Below are 16,843 nucleotides of genomic sequence, written 5' to 3' on the forward strand. Positions count from 1 at the left end.
GTGCCGTGTGGCGGACAGACGTCTTTCAGATTGACGGGTCCGTCCGTCAATAGAGGTCGGGGACCAGCAATGCCCCTCGCTGGTCCCCGGCTTTTTATCATCTGCAGGCGTCTTGCCGATCTGCCGTCAGGAAACGAACGCGACCGGCATCACCGGAATGTGAAAAAGGCTGACTAGGCGCCGATTGACGCGCGGCGGGCAGCATGGTGTTTCTCTTTGAACAAAAGAGGGAAATAACCATGACGCGTTTCGGTGCATTTCTTGCAGCCCTTGCGATGATCGGCAGCATAAACGCTGTCCGCGCCGCCGACCCCGACGCAAGCGACTGGCCGGCTGTTCTCGCCGCGGCGCAGGGCCAGACGGTCTATTTCAATGCCTGGGGTGGCTCGCAGAACATCAATGCCTATCTGGACTGGGCCGCAAATGTGCTCGAAAGCCGGCATGGCGTTTCCGTTGTGCATGTAAAGCTCGACAACACCGCACATGCCGTCGCCAAGGTCGTGGCGGAGAAAAGCGCTGGCAACAGCGACAACGGCTCGGTCGACCTGATCTGGATCAACGGCGAAAATTTTGCCTCGATGAAGAAGCAGGATCTGTTGTTGTCCGAAGACTGGGCGACGCATCTGCCAAATTGGCGGTATGTCGATGTCGAGAACATGCCGACCGTCCGCACCGATTTCACCGTCCCGACCGATGGGCTGGAAAGCCCGTGGGGCGGCGCCAAGCTGGTGTTCTTCTACGACAGTGCCCGCACGGATGCCGCGGAATTGCCGGATTCGGCGCTGGAGCTGCTGACCTGGGCGCAGCGCAATCCCGGTCGCTTTTCCTACCCGGCGCCGCCGGATTTCATCGGCAGTTCCTTTCTCAAGCAAGTGCTGCATGAGGTGATCGACGACCCGAAGAAGCTGAAAAAGCCGGTGAGCGAAGCCAGTTTTACGGCTGATGAGGCGCCCCTTTTCGCCTATCTCGATGAACTGCAGCCCTATCTGTGGCGCAAGGGCGCCGCCTATCCGAAAAATTATCCGGACATGAAGCAGAAACTGGCTGATGGCGAGCTCGATATCGTTTTCGCTTTCAATCCGGCGGAAGCCTCCGCGGGAATTGCTGCTGGCGAACTTGCCAGGACCGTGCGCTCCTTCAGCTTTTCCGGCGGCACGCTCGGCAACACCCACTTTGTCGCCATTCCGTACAACGCCACAGCAAAGGCCGGTGCCCTGGTGCTGGCGAATTTCCTGCTTTCGCCAGAGGCGCAGTTGCGCAAGCAAGATCCCGCCTTCTGGGGCGACCCGACCGTTTTGTCGCTGCAGAAATTGCCGACTGAGATGCGGGCGCGGTTTGAGGCGCTGGATCTCGGCGCGGCGACATTGCGGCCGGACGAACTTGGTCCGAACCTCGACGAGCCGCATCCGAGCTGGATGGAGCGGATCGAGGATGCCTGGCTGAAGCGCTACGGGGTCGGCAACTGACCGGTCGACAAAGCGCCACAACAGCACGTCGTGCACCGGAAGGGCGGACCATGCTGGCCCGCGGAGGCTGGCTGACCCGAGCCGCACCCGCGGCAACGGTGCTTCTTCTGATCGGACCGGTCATCTGCGGTTTTCTCGGCACGCTCTTGCCAGCATTCGGTTTTCTGCCGGGCCTGGGCGGCAAGGCGGTGACCCTTGATCATTTTCGCGCGCTGTTCGAAGTTCCCGGTCTCGCCGGCTCTGTCGGTCACAGCCTGCTGACGGGACTGGCATCGACCCTGGCGTCTCTGCTTATCACCGGCATTTTCATTGCAAGCCATTTCGGCACTCGCGCCTTTGCGGTGATACGGCGGCTGATCGCGCCTCTGTTGGCGGTGCCGCATGCGGCCGCTGCGTTCGGACTGGCATTCCTGATCGCCCCCTCCGGCCTGTTGCTGCGCCTGGTCTCCCCCTCGCTGACCGGCTTCGAGCGGCCGCCGGATTTTCTCATCGTGCATGATCCGCTTGGCCTGGCGATGATCGCCGGTCTGATTGCCAAGGAGATCCCCTTCCTCTTCCTGATCAGCCTGGCGGTGCTGCCACAAAGCCGAAGCGAGCCGGCTCTGCGCCTTGGACGCTCGCTCGGCTATGGCCGTGTGGCCAGCTTCGTGTTCCTCGTCTGGCCTTCCTATTACCGGCAGATTCGTCTCGCCGTTCTTGCCGTTCTCGCCTATGCAACTTCGGTGGTGGACGTGGCGCTGATCCTCGGGCCGCAATTGCCGCCAACGCTGCCAGTGCGCCTTCTAGACTGGATGAATGATCCGGATCTGACGCGCCGTTACCTCGCCTCGGCGGGTGCGATCTTGCAATTGGCGGTCGGTGGCCTGGCGATCCTCGTCTGGTTCGGCCTGGAGCGGGTCGGCGCTATTCTGGTCACGGCCTTGCGGGCCCGCGGCCAACGCTGCCGCAAGGATGGTGTGGTGCGGAGCCTCAGTCTGGCGGGCATGGGGCTGGCGGCGGCGACCGTACTCGCCAGCATCGTCGTCCTCGGCATATGGTCGGTGGCCGGTCTGTGGCCTTTCCCTGAGGCCTTTCCGCAAACGCTGTCATGGTCGGGATGGCAGCGGGCGCTGGCGCAGATGTGTTCGCCGCTGACGACGACCCTGATCGTGGCAATCATCGCCGCCCTCATCTCGGTGGTCCTGACACTGCTTTGCCTCGAAAACGAGTTTCGCGACGGGCAGGGAGATCTCCGGCATTCGACCGCTGGAAGCCAGCGCGAGAGCCGGAGCAACAAGGCGCTGCTGATCCTTTATCTGCCGCTTATCGTGCCGCAGATCTCCTTTCTGTTCGGCATGCAGTATGTCGCGATCCTCAGCGGGCTCGACGCGACATTTGCCGGCCTGACGCTGGCGCATCTGGTTTTCGTCCTGCCCTATGTCTTCCTGTCCCTCAGCGATCCATGGCGCGGATTCGACCGCCGTTTCGACACGCTGGCTGCCGGGCTGGGGATGAGCCGGCAGCGCGCCCTGTGGCGGATACGTTTGCCGATGCTGTCGCGCGCCATCCTGACCGCTTTTGCCGTCGGCTTTGCCGTCTCAGTCGGTCAATATCTGCCGACAGTGCTGATTGGTGCGGGGCGCCTGACCACGATCACCAGTGAAGCCGTCGCGCTGTCTTCCGGCGGCAACCGCCGGGTTGTGGGTGTCTACGGCCTGGTGCAGTCCGGTTTGCCGTTCCTGGCTTTTGCAATTGCCATCGCGCTTCCGGTCTTGCTATTCCGCAACCGGCGCGGCTTGCGCGTCTGACATCGGACGGGACATGGCTGACCGCAGCGCACTCATCCTCGAGGATATATCGATCCGCCTGCACGGGCGCCGCCTGATTGCCCTGGCCGGACGGGTCGAACCGGGTACGGTGCTGACCGTGATGGGGCCGTCCGGCTCCGGCAAGTCGACACTGCTGGCCTTTATCGGCGGCTTTCTTGACCCGGTGTTCTCGGCGCAAGGCCGGGTCAGTTCCGGTGCCGTGGTTCTGACGGATCTGCCAGCAGAAGAGCGCCGGGCCGGGATCTTGTTTCAGGACCCCCTGTTGTTTCCGCATCTCAGCGTCGCCGACAATATTGCCATTGCGGTGCCAGGCGCGGTGCGCTCGCCGCGTCAGCGGCGGCAGATGGCTATGGCGGCGCTCGAACGCGTGGGACTTGCCGGTTTCGGCAAGCGCGATCCCGAAACCTTGTCGGGCGGGCAGAAGGCGCGCGTCGCACTGCAGCGGGTGCTGGTGTCCGAACCTCGGCTTCTTCTTCTCGATGAGCCGTTCTCGAAACTCGATGCGACATTGCGCGATCAGGTGCGCGAAATGGTCTTCGCGGAAGCGCGTACGGCCGGGCTTCCAATGATCCTCGTGACGCACGATGCAGCCGATGCCGTTGCAGCCGGAGGTCCGGTGCACAATGTGGGGGCCGAGTGACACGGCTGTCGGACAAATTTGCGGACTTGCCGATCTCTTCCGCTCTGCCCGATATGCGCAGCGCTCTGGCAGGCGAGACCGCCGCCGTTCTGGCGGCACCGCCAGGGGCCGGCAAGACGACACTGGTGCCGCTCGATCTTTTGGAGGAATCCTGGTGCACAGGCCGTATCCTGCTCATCGAGCCGCGCCGGCTGGCGGCGCGCGCCGCAGCGCGCCGTATGGCGGCCATGCGGGGGGAGGAGGTCGGCGCCACTGTCGGCTACCGCATGCGGCTCGACACGCGCACGTCGGACGCAACCCGCATCGAGGTCGTCACGGAAGGCGTCTTCACGCGCATGGCGCTCGATGATCCGGAGCTCGCCGGGTATTCCTGCGTTCTTTTCGACGAGTTTCATGAGCGGGCCCTTGAGGCAGATTTCGGACTGGCTCTGGCGCTCGACATTCAGTCGGGTCTGCGCGCGGATCTGCGCATTCTGGTCATGTCAGCAACCCTCGACGTGGAACGAATAGCGGGCCTCGTCGGCACGGCGCAGATCATCGAAAGCCAGGGCCGCGCCTTCGACGTCGAGATACGCTACCAGGACAGGCCGACCGGCCGCCGCATCGAGGACGTGATGGCGGAGGCGATCCGGCAGATGCATCGCCAGGAGCACGGTTCGATGCTCGCATTTCTGCCGGGGCAAAGTGAAATCCTGGCCACCGCCGAGCGACTTGGCGACACGCTTGGCAGCACCACGCAGATAATGCCGCTTTACGGTGGTTTAAGCGGTGCCGACCAGGATCGAGCGATCCGACCGGCGAGCTCCGGGCATCGCAAGGTGGTGCTGGCAACGCCGGTGGCGGAAAGCTCGATCACCATCGATGGCGTGCGTGTCGTCATCGATTCGGGCCTCGTGCGGCAGCCGGCTCTCGATCCGGAAACGGGGATTACCCGTCTGGTGACGCGGCGCGCCTCGCAAGCCTCGGTGGCACAACGCGCCGGGCGCGCCGGACGCACGGAGCCGGGCATCGCGCTGCGTCTGTGGCATCCGGGTCAGACCATGGCGCTGCCGAGGTTCAACGAGCCGCAGATCAAGAGCGCGGATCTTTCCGGCCTGGTGCTCGACTGCGCCGCCTGGGGCGTACTCGATCCGCGTGAGCTGCGTTTTCTCGATCCGCCGCCCGCTGCTGCGCTGGCCGAAGCGCGCAATCTTCTGCACGCGCTCGGAGCGATTGATACGAATGGACTGATCACGTCACAGGGGCGTGCCATGCGCGCGCTACCGCTGCCGCCCCGACTCGCATCAATGGTGGTTGCCGCCGACATGCATGGCGATCGGTTTGGAGCCGCGATGCTGGCAGTGCTTTTGACAGAGCAGGGGCTTGGCGGACGGATGATCGATCTCGACGCACGCATGGCGCAACTGAAACAAGAGCGCTCTCCCCGCGCCAAGGCGGCACTTTCCCTGGCGCGCCGCATCGCGGGCCGAAATGTGCGGCTGCCCGAAGAAGCGGTGCCAGCAGCCAGCCATCTGGCCATTGCCTTTCCCGACCGGGTGGCACGGCAGCGCGGCGGCCGCGGACGCTTCTTGATGGCCAACGGCCGGGGTTGCGAAGTGGCGGCGGAGGACCGGCTCGCCGGTTCAACCTATCTTGTGGTGGCCGACGTCACAGGGCGGGCCGCACGATCACGGGTTCTGGCCGCAGCGGAACTGTCCGGTGCGGCTCTTGAGGCGGTGATCGCCAATGCCGGCGTTGAAAGCGAGGAGTACCGCTTCGACGCGGAGAGCGGCCGTGTGCTGGGCCGCCGGGTGCACCGGCTCGGCGCCATCGTGGTGAGCGAAACGCCGCTCGCAAAGCCCGACCCGGTCCGGGCGCAGCAGGCGCTGGTGGACGGGTTACGCCGCGAGGGGCTGGCACTGCTGAACTTCAGCAGGCAAGCGCAACATCTGCGTGAGCGCGTTGCCTTTCTGCACCGCAATTCCGGAGCGGGTGCCGAGGCTGAATTTGACTGGCCGGATCTGGGTGACGCGGCCCTGCTCGAAACGCTGGAAGAGTGGCTGGTGCCCTTTCTCGCGAACAGCACCTCGCTCGGCGAGATCGAACCACAGACGCTGCTTGCCGCGCTGCAGTCAATACTCGGGGCGGAGCGGGTCGCCGCGCTCGACCGGCTGGCGCCAACCCATTACACCGCGCCAACCGGATCGCGCATTGCCATTCGTTATGACGGCGAGGTGCCGAGGATCGCCATTCGGGTTCAGGAACTGTTTGGCGAAAGCCGGCATCCCTGTCTGGCTGCCGGCCGCGTGCCGCTGCTGCTTGAATTGTTGTCACCGGCGCAGCGGCCGATCCAGACGACACGTGATCTGCCGGGTTTCTGGGATGGCTCCTGGAGCGATGTTCGCGCCGAAATGCGCGGTCGCTACCCGAAGCATCCCTGGCCGGAGGACCCGCGAAACGCCGAGGCGACCCGGCGCGCCAAGCCGCGTACTCGATGATCGGTGGGCTGGCGATTTCCTCGCGCGTCAGGCTCGGCTAGAAGGAAGCTGAGATGAGCACCGATGACACCCTTCTTGACGACCAGACGTTTCAGCACCGGCTGCGGCTGAGCACGCTGACGCGACTGCGCTGGCTGGCGGTCGCCGGTCAGAGCATTGCCGTTGTGGTGATCGCCTACGGCTTCGGCTTTCCGATGCCGGAACTCTTCTGCTTCGTGCTGATCGGCTGCTCGGCCTGGCTCAACATCTTCCTGACGGTGCGTTATCCGCCGAATCACCGATTGCCGCCGCTGGGCGGTCTGGCGGTGCTGTCCTTCGATGTCCTGCAGTTGACCAGTCTGTTGTTTCTGACCGGCGGCCTTGCCAATCCCTTCTCGGTGCTGATCTGCGTGCCGGTGATCATTTGCGCCGCCTCACAACCGGTGCGGCATACGGTGGCGCTCGGAGCGCTGACCTTTGTTGCCATCACCTTTCTCGCCTTTCTGTCCCTGCCGCTACCCTGGTATCCCGGCACCGTACTGACTTTTCCGTTCGTTCTGATCATCGGCACGTGGATTGCCATTCTGTCGACCACCGCGTTCGCGGCCTTCTACGTCCACCGGGTCTCGGCTGAGACCAATGAACTGGCGGAGGCTCTGACGGCTGCCGAACTCGGGCTGCAGCGCGAGCAACACCTGTCCGCCCTCGATGGGCTGGCGGCGGCCGCGGCACACGAACTCGGTACCCCGCTGGCCACCATTTCCGTGGTGGCCCGCGAGATGCACAAGGCATTGGCAGGTGATCCGCAGCACGGTGAAGACGTGCAATTGCTGGTGAGCCAGAGCGAGCGCTGCCGCGACATTCTCGGTCGGCTGACCAGCCTGTCGACCGATGACGAGTTGCACATGCGGCAGGTCCCGCTTGATGCGCTGATCGAAGAGGTCGTGGCGCCGCACCGCGAATTTGGTGTCGAGATCATCGTCAAACGCGTAACGGATAAAGCGCCGCCCGGCGATTCGCGTCATGTTCCGCCGGAACCGATCGGCCAGCGCAATGCCGGAATTCTGTATGGACTGGGCAATATCGTCGAGAACGCCGTCGATTTCGCCCGCTCGCAAGTGCAGGTCACGAGCAGGCATGACAATGAGAGCGTCGAGATCGTCATCACAGACGATGGACCGGGGTTCTCAGCAGAAATGCTGTCGCGCATCGGGCTTCCCTATATGCGCAGCCGGGACAAGGCAGGGCGCCCGGGTGCCGGCGGCCTCGGTCTCGGCCTGTTCATTGCCAAAACGCTTCTCGAACGCTCCGGCGCGACGCTTCAGTTCGATAATCGCGGCGAGCCGGCGCAAGGTGCACGGGTCCGGATCCGCTGGCCGCGCAGCAAGATGGATGTCGGCGCTGTCACCGGATCCTACACGCCGCATGTGAGCATGGGGCGGTAGGCGCAGGCAGATGGCGAATGTGGTTGGCGGGCGGGCGCGCGCCCCTTATATCAGGTAGCATGATGACGGAAGAACACACATCCCCCACAGAAGTGGCAGCTGGCACGACGCTGCTCCTCGTCGATGATGACGGGCCTTTCGTGCGGCGGCTGGCACGGGCGATGGAAAGCCGCGGCTTTACGGTGGAGATTGCCGAATCGGTGGCGGAAGGCCTGGCCAAGGCCAAGGCTGCACCGCCCGACTATGCCGTTGTCGACATGCGGCTCGAGGACGGCAATGGCCTCGACGTCATCGTGGCGCTGCGCACGGCGCGCGAAGAGACGCGAATGATCGTGCTCACCGGCTATGGCAACATCGCCACGGCGGTCAATGCGGTCAAGCTCGGCGCCATCGACTATCTCGCCAAGCCCGCCGATGCCGATGAAATATTCGCGGCCCTGACCCGGGGACCGGGTGACAAGCCGGAAATGCCGGAAAATCCGATGTCGGCCGATCGGGTGCGCTGGGAACATATCCAGCGGGTCTACGAGATGTGTGACCGCAATGTCTCGGAAACGGCACGGCGGCTCAACATGCATCGGCGAACCCTGCAACGCATCTTGGCAAAGCGCGCGCCACGCTAGGCAGCATGCGCCATGCACCCGCGTGGCTTTATTCCGGATTGCCGGAAGCGGCAAACTCGGCCAGCACCAGGCGGTCGGCGGCCAGCCGCGCGAATTGCCGTGTCAGCACCTTGCGGCGCGCCGGCGCCAATCGGTGTTCCGGGGCTTCGCGCAGCCAATCGGCGCCATAGGAATCTGCAATCAGCAGGCCGCAATCTTGCGGAAAAATCTCCGGTGGGACGCCGGCATGGGTCGCGAAGTACAAACGGTCGCAATAGTCGCGATAGTCGGGCCATTTGCCATCGGTCCGGAGATCGGCGACCGAAGTCTTGATCTCGACAATCCAGATATCCCCCTTGTCGGTCAGCGCTATCAGATCGGCGCGGCGACCGGAAGCCAGTGTCATCTCCGGCAGGAGCGAGATGCGCATCGAGAGAAACAGCCGCTGAATGCCGCGGCGGACGAGCATGGCGCGATCGGACTGACGCCCGTCGAGCAGCGGTGAGGACTTGTGCGGCGAGATGATCGGCATTTGCGCACCCTGCCAGCCGGGAGGTGATTCGACAATGGGATGGGAGGCCGCGGCGTTGCCGGCCAGGCCTGGGGCGACCGACCCTCATCGCGCTTGTTGCACAAAAGCCATTCGCCAGCGCAAATCGCCTCAAATGCCCGGGACGGCGAGCGATCGCCGCTTGCAAAAAGAAATTTCATTCTCCTAATGCTTGGCGCAAGCATGCGCTGATATCGACGCTGCACCCCTAATCATCGAGAGATTCTGCCATGATATTTCGCAGCGCCGTGACCATGTTCTGCCTGGCCGCCGCCGTCGCTCTTGCCGGCTGTACGACAAGCACGGGCGATGGGCCGGCAACCGAGACATTCACCTCCGAGTACGGCGCAGTTTCCGATTCCGGCTATTCGATCCCTGCGGTGCCGATCAGCAAGGTCGACAAGCGCCTGCACCGGCAGATCGTCCGCTATCGCACACGCGAAAAACCCGGCACGATCATTGTCGATACACCAAAGCGCTATCTCTACTATGTGCTGCCGGGTGGCAAGGCAGTACGCTACGGCATCGGTGTCGGACGCGCCGGATTTGCCTGGGAAGGCGATGCCTATATCGCCTGGAAGCGGAAATGGCCGACCTGGACTCCGCCGAAGGAAATGATCCAGCGGCAACCGGAGCTGGCACGCTATGGCGAAGACGGCATGAAGCCGGGACTGAAGAATCCTCTCGGGGCACGGGCGCTGTATCTGTTCAATGAGCAGGGGGAGGATACACTGTTCCGCCTGCACGGCACGCCGGAATGGCAGTCGATCGGCACGGCTGCATCCTCAGGCTGCATCCGCCTGATGAACCAGGACATCATCGATCTGTATGACCGGGTGCGGCCCGGCCGGAAGGCCCGGGTGGTGGTGCTGCAATAGGGCTCGGATTCGGGATTTCCCTGCCCATTCTCGCGTCGTGACTGTGTCTGCGAAAGCGCTCATGTGAGCGCTTTCGGTCGGGGAAGCGCGGGCACCTGACGAGGCTCGGGTCCTTGGGCATCGCCGCGTATGTGATGCCGGGCCCGGTTCGGCAGAGCGAAAAGCCTAGCCCGACCGTTTGCGATCGCCCTTCTTGAATCTCCCTGAGCCGTGCCCGGAGGCGGCATCAGAATACTGGCGTCCTGGATGTTACCCGGCTGCCTTGAATTCGAGCCGGCGGCGATGCAGCACCGGTTCGGTGTAGCCGTTCGGCTGCTCGCGCCCCTTGAGGACGAGCTCAAGAGCAGCCTGGAAGGCGACCGAATTGTCGAAATCGGCAGCCATCGGCTGGTAGGACGGATCATCCTTGTTCTGCTTGTCGACCACCTTGGCCATGCGTTTCATGGTGCGGACGATCTGGGTCTTCTTGACGACACCATGATGCAGCCAGTTAGCCATGTGCTGGGCCGAGATGCGCAGCGTGGCGCGGTCCTCCATCAGGCCGACATCGTTGATATCCGGCACTTTCGAACAACCCACACCATGCGCGACCCAGCGCACGACATAGCCGAGAATGCCCTGCGCATTGTTGTCCAGTTCGGCCTGGATCTCCTCGGGCGTCCAATTGGGCCGCGTTGCCACCGGAACCGACAGGATGTCGGACAGATCGGCACGCGGCCGCTTGGCCAGTTCAGCCTGGACATCTGCGACATTGACGCGGTGGTAATGCGTGGCGTGCAGGGTTGCCGCGGTGGGGGACGGCACCCAGGCGGTGTTGGCGCCGGCCTTCGGATGGCCGATCTTGGCTTCGAGCATCGCCTGCATGCGATCCGGCATCGCCCACATTCCCTTGCCGATCTGGGCGTGGCCGCGCAGGCCGCATTCAAGGCCGATATCCACGTTCCAGTTTTCATAGGCAGCGATCCAGGCGGATTGCTTCATGTCATCCTTGCGGATCATCGGTCCGGCTTCCATCGAGGTATGGATCTCATCGCCGGTGCGATCGAGGAAGCCGGTGTTGATGAAGACGACGCGGCTGCTGGCAGCGCGGATGCACTCCTTCAGATTGACGGTCGTGCGGCGCTCTTCATCCATGATGCCCATCTTGATGGTGTTCGGCTGCATGCCGAGCGCCTTTTCGACGCGATCGAAGATCTCGACGGCGAAAGCCACTTCCTCGGGACCGTGCATCTTCGGCTTGACGATGTACATCGATCCAGCCACCGAATTGAGATGGCGCCCGTGCGGGCCGATATCGTGCAGCGCAATGAGGCCGGTGAGAAACGCATCCATGATGCCTTCGGGCACATCGTCTCCGTTCTCGTCGGTGACGGCGGGGTTGGTCATCAGGTGACCGACATTGCGCACCAGCATCAATGAGCGGCCCTTGAGTGCCGCGTTCTCGCCATCGGGCGTCAAATAGTGGTGGTCGGGGCTGAGCCGGCGGGTGAAGGTGCGGCCACCTTTCCGGATCTCCTCCGAAAGATCGCCGCGCATCAGGCCGAGCCAGTTGCGGTAAACGACCAGCTTGTCTTCGGCATCCACCGCAGCGACCGAATCCTCGCAGTCCATGATCGTGGTGATTGCCGATTCAAGCACGACATCGCCAATGCCAGCCGGATCATCCTTGCCGATGGCGCTGTCACGGTCGATCTGGACCATCGTGTGCATGTTGTTGGTTGCGAAGAACAGGCGATAGGCATGATCGCCCTGGCGGGAAAAGCCGGTATATTGCGCCGGGTCGGACAGCACGGTCTGACCATCCGGTGTTTCAATCTTCAGTTCGCCATTCTCATAATCAAAACCCGTGGCGTCGGCCCAGCTGGCGTCCTTGAGCGGCACGCTGTCGTCGAGAAAGGCCTTGGCCCAGGCGATAACACGTCCGCCGCGCGCCGGATCATATTCACCGCCTTCGGGCCGGTCGCCGAGCGCATCGGTGCCGTAGAGCGCGTCATACAAGGATCCCCAGCGGGCATTGGCGGCATTCAGAGCATAGCGGGCATTCATGACCGGAACGACGAGTTGCGGACCGGCAATGGTCGAAATCTCCGGATCGACATTGCTTGTCGAGACCTCGACCGGACCTCCCTCGGGCAGCAGATAGCCGATCTCGCGCAGAAATGCCTCATAGGCGCCCATGTCAGAAGGGGCGCCGTTTTCCTTGTACCAGGCGTCAATCTTGTCCTGCATCGCGTCGCGCTTTTGCAGCAGAGCACGGTTCTTCGGCGTCAGTTCGTGGACGGTCTCGGCAAAAGCGGCGAGAAATGCGTCGGCATCGACCCCAGTGCCGGGTATCGCTTCGTTGACAATGAAATCATGAAGGTCGGCACTGAAAGTCAGGCCGTTCGTGCTCACCGTGGACATATGGGCTCCGTACTGGTTCATGGTCGGACGAGGTGCACCCAGCTGCGGATGGATTGCCAACAGCTCGTCCGTGAATGGGTTGCAATTTGCAAGCAAACTGCAGTGACGGCCAAGGGCTGTCAATTGCGCACGATCGAACAGCATTGTTTCCAATCGGGCAACAATAATGTGCATCGTGGCTGTGCGGATCACGTGCAAAGACGTCGATCACGTTCACCGGCGCGGCACGACGCGCATCCGCAGCCCGCCACCGGGCTGGGTTGTCAGCTTCTGTACCGGCCACGGGCGCGTCGTCGGCAGGCTTTCGAAGCGGAAGTGCCCGAGCAGAACCGCGAGTGCAATCACCGCCTCCTGCAATGCGAAAGTGGCGCCAATACACACGCGCGGTCCCGCACCGAAGGGCAGATACTGGAACCGATCGATGGCATCGCGATTGGCGGGAAGGAAGCGGGCCGGAATGAAAGCGTTCGGCTCGTCCCAGAGTCGGCGATGGCGGTGCAATGTCCAGGGCATGACCATGACCGTGGTGCCGGCCGGGATTGTGACGCGGGCGCCCTGCTTGTCGACATAGGTGTCATCGGCGATCGCTTCGCGGTTGATCGAGGGGGCCGGCGGATAAAGCCGCATGGCTTCCTCAAAGGCGGCGCGGGTCCAGGGCATGCGGGCCAGCCATTCAACCGGATCTTTTTCCTCGGCGACCACCTTATCGATTTCCTTTTCGACCTCGGCGAGGTCGTCGGGCGATTGCGACAGGCAGTACAGAGTCCAGGCGAGGGCACGGGCGGTGGTCTCGTGGCCGGCGCCGATGAAAGTGACAAGATTGTCCTCAACCTCCTCAGCTGACAGGCCGTCCGGGCCCATCTGGCGCAAAAGAAGCGTCAGAAAGTCCTCCGGCGCGGCGCCCGGGTCATTTTTCAGAACCTCGAGCCGCCCTGTCATCGTGCGCCGAACCATGCCGCGGAATTTTGCCAAGACGTGCCGCCCGCGCAGACGGCGCAGACGCGGCAGCCAGCGCGGCGCCTTGACGAGGTCGAATGGATCGATGCGCCCCATGGTTGACAGGAGTTTCTCGATGTCGGCGGCAAACTCGTCATCAGTGGCGGCGACATCACCGGAAAACAGCGTGTCGGACAGAATGAAAAAGGTCAGTTCGCTCATGTCGCGGCCGATGTCGAACTCGCTGCCCTGCGGCCCGGCCGCCTGGTAGCGCGACAGAAAGCGCTGTGAGCCAGACAGCATCTGGTCGGCAAAGCCGCGCGCATGCCGCGGGGTGAAGACCGGCGCCACGGCCTTGCGCGAGCGCCGCCAGGTGTCGCCCTCCGCAGTCAGCAGCCCATCGCGCAGGATCGGCCGCAATACCAGTTGCCGGATGCGCCCCATGCGATAATTGGCAACGTTGTCGACAAGGACATGACGAACCAGACCCGGATGATTGACGATCAGGGCACGCTCATTGAGGAATTTGGTGAGGATCCAAGGCTCGTTGTAGGACGGCTCGCCCCATAATTCGAGGGGATTGCGCATCACAGTGCGAATGATTTCCAGTCGCCCCGGCGGCACGGTGCGCGGAACCGGAGCGGGCGGAACGAAGGGCTTGCGGCGGACGTCCATTGATTTTTCCTTGTTGTTCCTAATTAGGCGCGATCATCCCCCCGGCCAATGGCGAATTGTCTGCGTTCGAAAATTAGACTTGCACAGCTGAGCGCCTGCTGCCGTGCGGATGGCTGAAAGCGAGGGTCGAAAGCACGGTGCCGGATGCCGGAAATCCACCGGTAAAACCCCGGTTCATTTGGCTTTTGGCGGCGAAATCCTATATCTTGTCAGGCGCGGTTCCGCCTGATTCGCAAAACCCCCTCCCGGCGGTGCCAAGCGGAATGAGACACAGGAATTTCATGAGCGACACACCAGAAAACACCCCGGGCCCCCTCTCCCCGGCGGGACCATCCGAGTATGGCGCAGATTCGATCAAGGTCCTCAAGGGTCTCGATGCCGTGCGCAAGCGGCCGGGCATGTATATCGGCGACACGGATGACGGTTCCGGTCTGCATCACATGGTCTATGAGGTGGTGGACAATGCCATCGACGAGGCTCTGGCCGGGCATGCGGATCTGGTGACGGTGCAGCTGAACGCCGACGGCTCATGCACCGTGATCGACAACGGGCGCGGCATTCCGACCGATGTTCACGCCGGCGAAGGCGTTTCCGCTGCCGAAGTGATCATGACGCAGTTGCATGCCGGCGGGAAATTCGACCAGAATTCCTACAAGGTTTCCGGCGGGCTGCATGGCGTGGGCGTTTCTGTCGTCAATGCGCTGTCAGAATTCCTGTCGCTGCGGATCAACCGCAACGGCACTGTGCACGAGATGCGTTTTTCCGGTGGCGTCGCCGACACACCGCTCGCCCAGACCGGGACCTATACCGAGAACAAGCAGGCGTTCACCTATGAAGGCCGCTCCGGCTCGGAGATCACCTTTCTGCCCTCAACCGACACATTCTCGAAGACGGAATTCGACTTTGCGACGCTGGAGCACAGGCTGCGCGAACTGGCATTTCTCAATTCCGGTGTCCGCATCCTGCTGATCGACAAGCGTCATGCCGACGAAAAGAAGGTCGAGTTGTGGTACGAGGGCGGACTTGAAGCCTTCGTGCGCTTTCTCGACCGGACCAAGAAGCCCCTGGTGGCCGATCCGATTACCCTGATCGGGGAGAAGGATGGCATCACGGTCGAAGTCGCGATGTGGTGGAACGACAGCTATCACGAGCATGTGCTGTGCTTTACCAACAATATCCCGCAGCGGGACGGCGGCACGCATATGGCTGGCTTCCGCGGCGCCCTGACCCGTCAAGTTACCGGTTATGCGGAAAGCTCGGGAATGACCAAGAAGGAAAAGGTCACCCTGACAGGCGATGATTGCCGTGAGGGTCTGACCGCCGTGCTTTCGGTCAAGGTCCCGGACCCGAAATTTTCCTCGCAGACCAAGGACAAGCTCGTCTCCTCGGAAGTCCGCCCGGTGGTGGAGAACCTCGTCAATGCGGCGCTTTCAACCTGGCTCGAGGAGCACCCGGCCGAGGCGAAAACGCTGGTTGGAAAGGTGATCGAGGCGGCAGCAGCCCGGGAAGCGGCGCGCAAGGCGCGGGAATTGACGCGGCGCAAGGGAGCGCTCGATATCGCGTCTCTGCCCGGCAAGCTGGCCGACTGCTCGGAGCGCGATCCGGCGAAATCGGAACTGTTCCTCGTCGAGGGCGATTCTGCCGGCGGCTCCGCCAAGCAGGGACGCTCACGCGAAACCCAGGCCATTCTGCCGCTGCGGGGCAAGATCCTCAATGTCGAGCGGGCCCGATTTGACAAGATGTTGTCGAGCCAGGAAATCGGCACGCTGATCACGGCGCTCGGAACCGGTATCGGCAAGGATGAATTCAACGCCGAGAAGCTGCGGTACCACAAGATCATCATCATGACCGATGCCGATGTCGACGGCGCGCATATCCGCACTCTCTTGCTGACCTTTTTCTTCCGGCAGATGCCTGTGCTGGTCGAGCGCGGTCATCTCTATATCGCACAGCCACCCCTCTACAAGGTGAGCCGTGGCAAGTCCTCGCAGTATCTGAAGGACGAAAAAGCGCTCGAAGAGTACCTGATTGCCAGCGGCCTCGAAGAAGCCGTGCTGGAGCTCGGCTCGGGCGAGATGCGGTCGGGCCAGGATCTGCGCGCGACACTGAACGACGCATTGCGGTTGCGCAGCCTGATCGAGGGTTTGCATTCGCGCTACGATCGTGACGTCATCGAACAGGCGGCCATTGCCGGTGCCCTCAATCCGGAACGCGTGGCGTCGCCCGAGGCGGCGCGGGCCGTTGCCCAGACCGTTGCCGACCGGCTCAATCTGATTGCCGAGGATACCGAACGCGGCTGGAGCGGCGAGCCGACCGAGAGCGGTGGATTGCGACTGGAACGGACCTTGCGCGGCGTCAAGGAATCCATGCTGATCGATACCGGACTGATCGGCAGCCAGGACGCGCGGCTGATCGACCAGATGACCGACAAGCTGCAGGAGGTGTATGCCACGCCGCCAAAGCTGCGCCGGAAGGATCTGGTCGAAACCATTACCGGTCCGCGCGCCTTGCTCAGCGGAGTTTTTGCCGTGGGGCGCAAGGGCCTGACGATGCAGCGCTACAAAGGGCTTGGCGAAATGAATGCCGAGCAGTTGTGGGAAACCACGCTTGACCCGAATGTGCGCTCGCTGCTGCAGGTGCAGATCACCGATGCGCTGAATGCGGACGATCTGTTCTCACGGCTGATGGGCGACGAAGTCGAACCACGGCGCGAGTTCATTCAGGAAAACGCACTGAACGTCGCCAATCTCGATATCTGAGCGAGATCGCTCCTGCTATTGCCGGTCAGAGCAAGCGCAAGCGCTGCGGCGCAGCACAGCCAGCGGCGCCGGGTGCGATAATATCAGGGAACAACTGCCGGCTTTACGGGTTTTCCGTTTCATGCTGCAACGCATATATTGCTATGCGGAACGAGCGTGCTAGGCTGCGCTGGTGATTTGCCGAATCCGGGCTGGACCTTCCAACCCGGGCGGCGTTGAAGGGAC

Annotated in this window: 11 protein-coding genes; 8 read left to right on the plus strand and 3 right to left on the minus strand. The window is 62.9% G+C overall.

What is annotated here, in order from left to right:
• The first annotated feature begins 239 nt into the window (after nt 1-239).
• The 6 genes from KY465_RS17510 to KY465_RS17535 all read left to right on the plus strand — a co-directional run bounded on the left by KY465_RS17510 (nt 240) and on the right by KY465_RS17535 (nt 8,438).
• A complete protein-coding gene (locus KY465_RS17510) occupies nt 240-1,466 on the plus strand; it encodes an ABC transporter substrate-binding protein (RefSeq protein WP_219203409.1) in 1,227 nt (408 codons plus the stop codon).
• A gap of 50 nt (nt 1,467-1,516) precedes the next feature.
• A complete protein-coding gene (locus tag KY465_RS17515) occupies nt 1,517-3,253 on the plus strand; it encodes an ABC transporter permease (protein ID WP_219203410.1) in 1,737 nt (578 codons plus the stop codon).
• 13 nt (nt 3,254-3,266) lie between these two features.
• Nucleotides 3,267-3,914, plus strand: coding sequence for an ATP-binding cassette domain-containing protein (locus KY465_RS17520; RefSeq protein ID WP_219203411.1), 648 nt, complete (start codon nt 3,267-3,269; stop codon nt 3,912-3,914).
• Entirely contained in the window at nt 3,911-6,391 is a 2,481-nt protein-coding gene (hrpB, locus tag KY465_RS17525) for an ATP-dependent helicase HrpB (RefSeq protein ID WP_219203412.1), read from the plus strand. Before KY465_RS17520 ends, hrpB begins: the two co-directional genes overlap by 4 nt.
• 53 nt (nt 6,392-6,444) lie before the next feature.
• Nucleotides 6,445-7,815: an ActS/PrrB/RegB family redox-sensitive histidine kinase gene (locus tag KY465_RS17530; protein ID WP_219203413.1), complete on the plus strand. Its 1,371-nt coding sequence runs from the start codon at nt 6,445-6,447 to the stop codon at nt 7,813-7,815.
• A 62-nt stretch (nt 7,816-7,877) separates the two neighbouring features.
• Complete coding sequence (locus KY465_RS17535) at nt 7,878-8,438, plus strand: ActR/PrrA/RegA family redox response regulator transcription factor (protein ID WP_219203414.1); 561 nt, start codon at nt 7,878-7,880, stop codon at nt 8,436-8,438.
• A gap of 28 nt (nt 8,439-8,466) precedes the next feature.
• Here the strand turns inward: KY465_RS17535 and KY465_RS17540 are convergent, their stop codons facing one another.
• On the minus strand, nt 8,467-8,949 hold the full coding sequence (locus tag KY465_RS17540; protein ID WP_219203415.1) for an MmcB family DNA repair protein: 483 nt from the start codon (nt 8,947-8,949) through the stop codon (nt 8,467-8,469).
• Between the two features lie 248 nt (nt 8,950-9,197).
• Here KY465_RS17540 and KY465_RS17545 point away from each other — a divergent pair, with 248 nt between their 5' ends.
• Nucleotides 9,198-9,845: a L,D-transpeptidase gene (locus tag KY465_RS17545; RefSeq protein ID WP_219203416.1), complete on the plus strand. Its 648-nt coding sequence runs from the start codon at nt 9,198-9,200 to the stop codon at nt 9,843-9,845.
• Nucleotides 9,846-10,094: 249 nt separating this feature from the next.
• Here KY465_RS17545 and KY465_RS17550 read toward each other — a convergent pair whose 3' ends face one another.
• Together KY465_RS17550 and KY465_RS17555 are read right to left on the minus strand one after the other, a co-directional pair.
• Complete coding sequence (locus KY465_RS17550; protein ID WP_219203417.1) at nt 10,095-12,248, minus strand: malate synthase G; 2,154 nt, start codon at nt 12,246-12,248, stop codon at nt 10,095-10,097.
• A 213-nt stretch (nt 12,249-12,461) separates the two neighbouring features.
• Nucleotides 12,462-13,859, minus strand: coding sequence for a cytochrome P450 (locus KY465_RS17555; protein WP_219203418.1), 1,398 nt, complete (start codon nt 13,857-13,859; stop codon nt 12,462-12,464).
• A gap of 281 nt (nt 13,860-14,140) precedes the next feature.
• Between KY465_RS17555 and gyrB the strand changes: the two genes are divergently transcribed.
• Nucleotides 14,141-16,618, plus strand: a complete 2,478-nt coding sequence (gyrB, locus tag KY465_RS17560; RefSeq protein WP_219203419.1) for a DNA topoisomerase (ATP-hydrolyzing) subunit B — start codon at nt 14,141-14,143, stop codon at nt 16,616-16,618.
• The last annotated feature ends 225 nt before the right edge of the window (nt 16,619-16,843 follow it).

This window comes from Neohoeflea coraliihabitans (assembly GCF_019334345.1).
In the GTDB taxonomy this organism is placed as follows: Bacteria; Pseudomonadota; Alphaproteobacteria; order Rhizobiales; family Rhizobiaceae; genus Pseudohoeflea; species Pseudohoeflea coraliihabitans.

Excerpts from the sequence above, each read along its gene's own strand:
- KY465_RS17510 (WP_219203409.1), top strand. The coding sequence starts at position 240 with ATGACGCGTTTCGGTGCATTTCTTGCAGCCCTTGCGATGATCGGCAGC.
- KY465_RS17515 (WP_219203410.1), top strand. The coding sequence starts at position 1,517 with ATGCTGGCCCGCGGAGGCTGGCTGACCCGAGCCGCACCCGCGGCAACG.
- KY465_RS17520 (WP_219203411.1), top strand. The coding sequence starts at position 3,267 with ATGGCTGACCGCAGCGCACTCATCCTCGAGGATATATCGATCCGCCTG.
- KY465_RS17530 (WP_219203413.1), top strand. The coding sequence starts at position 6,445 with ATGAGCACCGATGACACCCTTCTTGACGACCAGACGTTTCAGCACCGG.
- KY465_RS17535 (WP_219203414.1), top strand. The coding sequence starts at position 7,878 with ATGACGGAAGAACACACATCCCCCACAGAAGTGGCAGCTGGCACGACG.
- KY465_RS17540 (WP_219203415.1), bottom strand. The coding sequence starts at position 8,949 with ATGCCGATCATCTCGCCGCACAAGTCCTCACCGCTGCTCGACGGGCGT.
- KY465_RS17545 (WP_219203416.1), top strand. The coding sequence starts at position 9,198 with ATGATATTTCGCAGCGCCGTGACCATGTTCTGCCTGGCCGCCGCCGTC.
- KY465_RS17550 (WP_219203417.1), bottom strand. The coding sequence starts at position 12,248 with ATGTCCACGGTGAGCACGAACGGCCTGACTTTCAGTGCCGACCTTCAT.
- KY465_RS17555 (WP_219203418.1), bottom strand. The coding sequence starts at position 13,859 with ATGGACGTCCGCCGCAAGCCCTTCGTTCCGCCCGCTCCGGTTCCGCGC.
- gyrB (WP_219203419.1), top strand. The coding sequence starts at position 14,141 with ATGAGCGACACACCAGAAAACACCCCGGGCCCCCTCTCCCCGGCGGGA.